This is a genomic window from Microvirga tunisiensis, from assembly GCF_009296175.1.
Classification (GTDB): Bacteria; Pseudomonadota; Alphaproteobacteria; order Rhizobiales; family Beijerinckiaceae; genus Microvirga; species Microvirga tunisiensis.
The window spans coordinates 1-5,516 of the sequence record NZ_VOSK01000369.1 but is presented as its reverse complement, the minus strand read 5'-3'; the positions used below and the strand labels follow the sequence as shown (position 1 = coordinate 5,516).

The window sequence follows — 5,516 nt, the reverse complement described above, 5'->3', positions numbered from 1 at the left end:
GCTCCTGAAGACCGGCCTCCAGGAGGTGTGTTCGGCGGCTGCGATGAACGTCTTGCGGGTCGTACACTGGTTGGACGGATGGCCGCGCACCAAGACGCGCGTGACCCGCTTTGCTGCGTTGGCGCCAACCCTCTGAATTCGCCGACAGTATCTCATGAAGGAGTGAACCCCATGAAAGCTCACCATTTCGCTGTCGGAGATCATGTTCTTTATACGGAGCAGCGTTTTCCTCACCTCGTTTGCAGGCAGCCTTACACGGTTGTCGGCTGCCTGGATTCCAGACGTTCCGAGCCGCAGTATCAGATACGATCCGCCACACGACCGTGTGATTGCGTGGCCGGCGAGGACGAACTCAGCCGGGACGCTTCGCCGTTGAGCACCTTTCGGGAAGTAAGTGCGTCAAACTTTCTTGGTGCAAGCGGCATGAACGAACGTGCCAATCTGAACCTTGTTCCTTGGCCAAGCCTGCCGCGCAGGGCCCAGCACAAGAACGAGCAGGCTCATCCGTTCAGACACTAGCAGCCATGATCAAGCGAGAATCCCTTCTGACAGAGAACGGGCGGACATCGCTTATTCCCGTCCCGCTCGCCGCGAGGCCTTGCGGCAGACCTCATCCGAATCTCGAAAGGAATTCCTTGTGTCCGAGTATCTCTATGCCCGTGGTCAACATGTGACATTCACGGCCAAACGCTTTTTTGGCCCGTGGTCAGGAGCGTTCGTCGTCACGAAGCTGCTACCCTCCGGAGGCGAGGAGCCCCGGTATGAAATCAAAGGGATAGGGGAAACTTTCAGTCGAGCAGCTTTGGAGAGTCAGCTGAGTGCCCGCCTGGAGCTTTCTCAATCAGCCGGTCCTTGACGCAACGTCCCAGAGAGAAGCGCCTCATCGATTTAAGGGGCCAGCAGCGCAAGCATCCATCCTTAGTCTGAACGGAGCTTTTCCAGGTTCTCCGCTTCCAGATCCGTACTATGTTCAAGCTCGACGACAAGGAGCTTGAGGCATGAGCCCGACGACCCTGCGCTGCACCGTCGATGGACCGGTCGCGACGATCACGCTCGCGCGGCCCGAGAGGATGAACGCGTTCAACGCCGCCATGCACGCGGATCTGCGTGATGCGTTGGACCAGTTCGAGCGGGACGTCGCGGTGCGCGTGGTCGTGCTGACCGGGGAGGGGCGGGCCTTCTCCTCGGGTCAGGACCTGACGGTGGACCTGAAGCGCGACGAGCAGGGCCGCGTCGATCTCGGACCCGCGCTCACCCGCGACTACAACCCGCTGATACTCCGGCTCTCCAACTATGCGAAGCCGACCATCGCCGCCCTGAACGGTCCGGCGGTCGGGGCCTCCATGAACATCGCGCTCGCCTGCGATATCGTCGTGGCGGCGCGCTCGGCGTATCTGCAGGAAGCCTTCGCCAGGATCGGCCTGATCCCGGATGCCGGCGGCACCTGGATCCTGCCGCGCCTCGTCGGCCCCAAGCAGGCGCTCGCCCTGATGCTGAGCGCCGAGGCAATTTCCGCAGAGGATGCCCAGCGCATGGGCCTCGTCTACAAGGTTTTCGACGACGCGTCCTTCGCGGTCGATCTGGCGGCTTTCGCGGCAAGCCTCGCGGCGGGTCCGGGGCTGGCCTATCGCCTCACCAAGCAGGCGGTGGCGCAGAGCCTGGCCAACGACCTGGAAACGCAGCTCGATCTCGAAGCCAGGCTCCAGGCCGAGGCCGGATCGAGCGACGATTTCATGGAGGGGGTCGCGGCCTTCCGCGAAAAGCGAGCTCCCCGGTTCGAGGGACGATAAGGAGATCGACCCATGCGTCCCACCTACTGGATCCTCGGCCTCGCCACCCTGAGCGTCGTGATCGGGCTCTTCATGTCGCGCGATCCCGAGCGCGCCGAGCGGCTCTCGCAGATGTACCGGGACGCGGCCCTGACGGGCGAGACACGTCAGATGGTTCTCATGGGCCTCGCCATCGCGATCGGCGGGTTCATCGTTTATCTGACGATGACCCGACGCTGACCTTTCAGCTTGGGCCTATTGTCCTGTTTTGTTCACAGCCTATTCAACTGCCTTGACCTTATCTGCTCGCGAAGACCCGCAAGACGGGTGAAAGGGTGCGTCGACCGTGTCTCTTCTGAAACGTGCTATCGTTTTCCTCAGCCTTGCCTTCGCGGCCGTAGCCGGGCAGGCGTCTGTTGCGTCTGCTCAGGGTCGTCTTGCGCTTGTGATCGGGCAGGGCGCCTATGAAGGCCGCCCGCTGCCGACCACCGTCAACGATGCCGGCCTGATCGCCCAGACTCTCACCAGTGCCGGTTTCGAGGTCATCCAGGCGCGCGATCTCGGCGCCAACGATCTGCGCAGCCTCGTCCGCGACTTTCTCGACAAGGCTCAGGATCTGGAGCCCGGCTCCACGGTCATGATCTATCTGGCCGGACACGGAGTGCAGCTTGAAGGCGACAACTACCTGCTGCCGGTCGATGCCCGCATCGAGCGCGACGTGGACGTGCCGATCGAGGGCTTCCGCCTCTCCGATCTCGTCCGCTCCCTCGAGCGCAGCCCCGCGCAGGTGCGGGTGATCGTCGCCGACATAGCGCGGGATTATCCGCTCGGCTCCACGGGCGAACCGATCGCCAAGGGACTTGCCCTCATGGAGCCGCCTGCCGGATTTCTGATGGCCTTCTCATCCGCCCCCAACATCGCCGCGACCGACGGCCAGGGACCCTACGGCGCCTATGCGACGGCTCTTGCGGAGATGATCCGCCAGCCGGGCTTAGCCCTCGACGAAGTCTTCGCCCGCGCACGGCTTCGGACGCACGAGTCGACGAACGGCCAGCAGATCCCCTGGCATTCGGCCAATCTCGGCCAAGGGTCCTTCGTCTTTTTCGAGCAGACGGAGGCCGCGCCGCTGGTGCGCGAGGTGCGCCGGATCGAGGAGGCGCCGGCCGACGAGGCCTATGCCATCGCAGTCGAGCGCGACACGATCCAGGGTTATCAGGCCTTCCTGCGCCGCTATCCGGATCATCGCCTCGCCCGGCGGGGTGACGGCGCTCCTCGCCGCCCGCCGCGAAGCCATCGTCTGGCGCCGCACACTGGGGAGCAACACGCGGGAAGCCTATTGGACCTATCTGCGCCGCTACCCGAATGGCCCGCATGCGCCGGACAGCCGACGCCGGCTCGCGCGCCTTTCCGCACCTTATGCTCCGCCGGCGGCTTTCGAGGAGGTGATCTACGAGGACCTGCCCCCGCCCTTGCCGGAGGTGGAGCGGGTCGACGTGGTAGAGGTCGTGACGATCATCCGCGACGTGCCGCCGCCCCGGGTTCCGGCCTATCTTCTGCCGTCTTGGGACGAGGACGAGGACTTCGTCACGATCATCCGCGAGCCGCCGCCGCTACCGATCATGGCGGGCGTCCTGCCGATCCCGATGGCCATTCCGGTCCCTGTACGCGCCCGGCCGCCCCGTTCGTTCTACCAGCCCATTGCTCCGATCACGCCGCGTGGTCCGGTCGCCATTCCCGTTGCCGCCCCGCCGGTCTTCGGCGCTCTCATGGGCGACGAGCGCGGTCCCCGCCCGCGCCGTGGACTGCGTCCCGGGCAGCCGGTCGTTCCGCGGCAGCCTGGGCTCGCCGCGCCGATTGAGCCGATTCCGGTGTCGGTCGACCCGAGGACGCCGCGCGAGGACAGGGGCGCTCGCCCCGGGGATCCGCCGCGGGGCCGTCCCGGCCGCATTCCCGCGCGCCCGATCCCGCTCGTGGATGTGCCTCAGGAGCGGCCTCGCCCGGGTCGGTCCAATATCGGCGAACCGGCGGTGCGTCCAGAAGCGCTGCGCGGTCTGCGCCCCATCGGGCGTGATCCTGATCCCCGCGCGATTCGTCCGGAGGCTCCCGTGCGGGATGCCGCCCGTCCGAGAGATCCGCGCCTCGACGGGAGCGAAATTCTCCCACGGCAGGTCCGGCCTGAGAGGCCGCAGATCGAGATCGAACGGCAGCGGCCCGGACGGAGCGACTTCGATCGTCCGGATCCGCGCATTGGACCCGAGCGGGGCGCCCCCGTTGCCGGTCGTCCTGCTATCGTCTTGCCGCAACCTGAAGAGCGCCGTTCTCGCCGGGACGACGGGCTTCGTCCGCGAATCGAGCGCGAGCGGCCTGTCGCGGTGGAGAGGCTCGATCGCGAGCGTCCTTCGCCACGCCTGGCACCTCGGATCGAGCGCCCGGAGGCGCCGGTCTTTCAGCCAAGGCCTCTTCCTCGCATGGAAGCGCCTCGGGAGGAGCGCGCCTTCCGCGAGCCGCCGCGCCCGTCGGTTCAGCCTCGTCCCATTCGTGATTTCGAGAGGCCGCCGCAGATCCGTCCCGGTCCGGGGCCCTCTGGCGGACGCCCGGGTGGAGGCAATACGGAGCGTTGTCGGCCGGGACGTCCCTGTACCGAGGAAGTCCGCTGACACGAAAGCGCCGGAGCCTCTCGGTTCCGGCGCTTCGTTTTCGATCCTCGGATTGCGAGCGAGCGACTACTTGTCGAGCCGAGCGATCAGGCTCGACGTATCCCAACGCTTGCCGCCCATCTTCTGCACGTCGGCGTAGAACTGATCGACCAGGGCCGTGACCGGCAGGCTGGCGCCGTTCTTGCGGGCCTCGCCCAGTACGATGGACAGGTCCTTGCGCATCCAGTCGACTGCGAACCCGAAATCGAACTTGCCCTGATTCATGGTCTTGCCGCGGTTCTCCATTTGCCAGGAGCCGGCGGCCCCCTTGGAGATCACCTCGAGCACCGCCTCGACGTCGAGGCCAGCCTTCTTGCCGAAATGGATGCCTTCGGCGAGGCCCTGCACGAGGCCGGCAATGCAGATCTGATTGATCATCTTGGTGAGCTGGCCGGAGCCGGCCGGGCCCAGGAGGCGGGAAGCGCGGGCAAAGCTCATGATCACGGGCTCGGCCTTGGCATAAACCTCCTCATCGCCGCCGCACATGACCGTGAGAACGCCATTCTCTGCGCCGGCCTGGCCGCCCGAGACGGGAGCGTCGATGAAGGAAAAGCCCGTGTCGTTGGCGGCGGCATAGAGCTCGCGCGCCACTTCAGCCGAGGCGGTGGTGTGATCGACGAAGATGGTGCCCTTGCCCATGCCGTGGAAGGCGCCATCAGGACCGAGCGTCACCTGACGCAGATCGTCATCGTTGCCGACGCAGGCGAACACGATCTCCTGGCCTTCGGCTGCCTCGCGCGGCGTCTTGGCGGCGCGTCCGCCGTTCTCCGCCACCCACTGCTCGGCCTTCGCCGCCGTGCGGTTGTACACCGTCACCTCATGCCCCTTCGCCTTGAGGTGACGCGCCATGGGGTAGCCCATCACGCCAAGTCCGAGGAATGCAACCTTCGCCATCGTCTGCTCCCTGAATATTCAGCCGGTTCTAGAGCGCGTTGACATTCATTTGGTCCAGATGAACGCGCTGACGAGGCAAAGGATTGACATAAACGCCCGTGGGGTCTGTTCGTAGCGCGTGGCGATGCGTCTGAAGTGCTTGATTTTCAGGAAGAAG

The 5,516-nt window shown here is 65.5% G+C and carries 5 protein-coding genes; 4 read left to right on the top strand and 1 reads right to left on the bottom strand.

What is annotated here, in order from left to right:
- The first annotated feature begins 998 nt into the window (after window positions 1-998).
- The 4 genes from FS320_RS36840 (at window position 999) to FS320_RS36825 (ending at window position 4,426) form a co-directional block, all read left to right on the top strand.
- A complete protein-coding gene (locus FS320_RS36840) occupies window positions 999-1,790 on the top strand; it encodes an enoyl-CoA hydratase-related protein (RefSeq protein WP_152717278.1) in 792 nt (263 codons plus the stop codon).
- Between the two features lie 12 nt (window positions 1,791-1,802).
- Window positions 1,803-2,009, top strand: coding sequence for a hypothetical protein (locus FS320_RS36835; protein WP_152717277.1), 207 nt, complete (start codon window positions 1,803-1,805; stop codon window positions 2,007-2,009).
- Between the two features lie 106 nt (window positions 2,010-2,115).
- Window positions 2,116-3,627 (top strand): caspase family protein, encoded by a 1,512-nt coding sequence (locus tag FS320_RS36830; protein ID WP_152717276.1) that lies wholly within the window; start codon window positions 2,116-2,118, stop codon window positions 3,625-3,627.
- A gap of 10 nt (window positions 3,628-3,637) precedes the next feature.
- A complete protein-coding gene (locus tag FS320_RS36825) occupies window positions 3,638-4,426 on the top strand; it encodes a hypothetical protein (RefSeq protein ID WP_162003478.1) in 789 nt (262 codons plus the stop codon).
- A 66-nt stretch (window positions 4,427-4,492) separates the two neighbouring features.
- Here FS320_RS36825 and FS320_RS36820 read toward each other — a convergent pair whose 3' ends face one another.
- Window positions 4,493-5,359 (bottom strand): NAD(P)-dependent oxidoreductase, encoded by an 867-nt coding sequence (locus tag FS320_RS36820; RefSeq protein WP_152717274.1) that lies wholly within the window; start codon window positions 5,357-5,359, stop codon window positions 4,493-4,495.
- Between the last annotated feature and the right edge of the window lie 157 nt (window positions 5,360-5,516).

What these genes read in the sequence shown, in the direction of transcription:
- FS320_RS36840 (WP_152717278.1), top strand. Translation starts at nt 999, where the DNA reads ATGAGCCCGACGACCCTGCGCTGCACCGTCGATGGACCGGTCGCGACG.
- FS320_RS36835 (WP_152717277.1), top strand. Translation starts at nt 1,803, where the DNA reads ATGCGTCCCACCTACTGGATCCTCGGCCTCGCCACCCTGAGCGTCGTG.
- FS320_RS36820 (WP_152717274.1), bottom strand. Translation starts at nt 5,359, where the DNA reads ATGGCGAAGGTTGCATTCCTCGGACTTGGCGTGATGGGCTACCCCATG.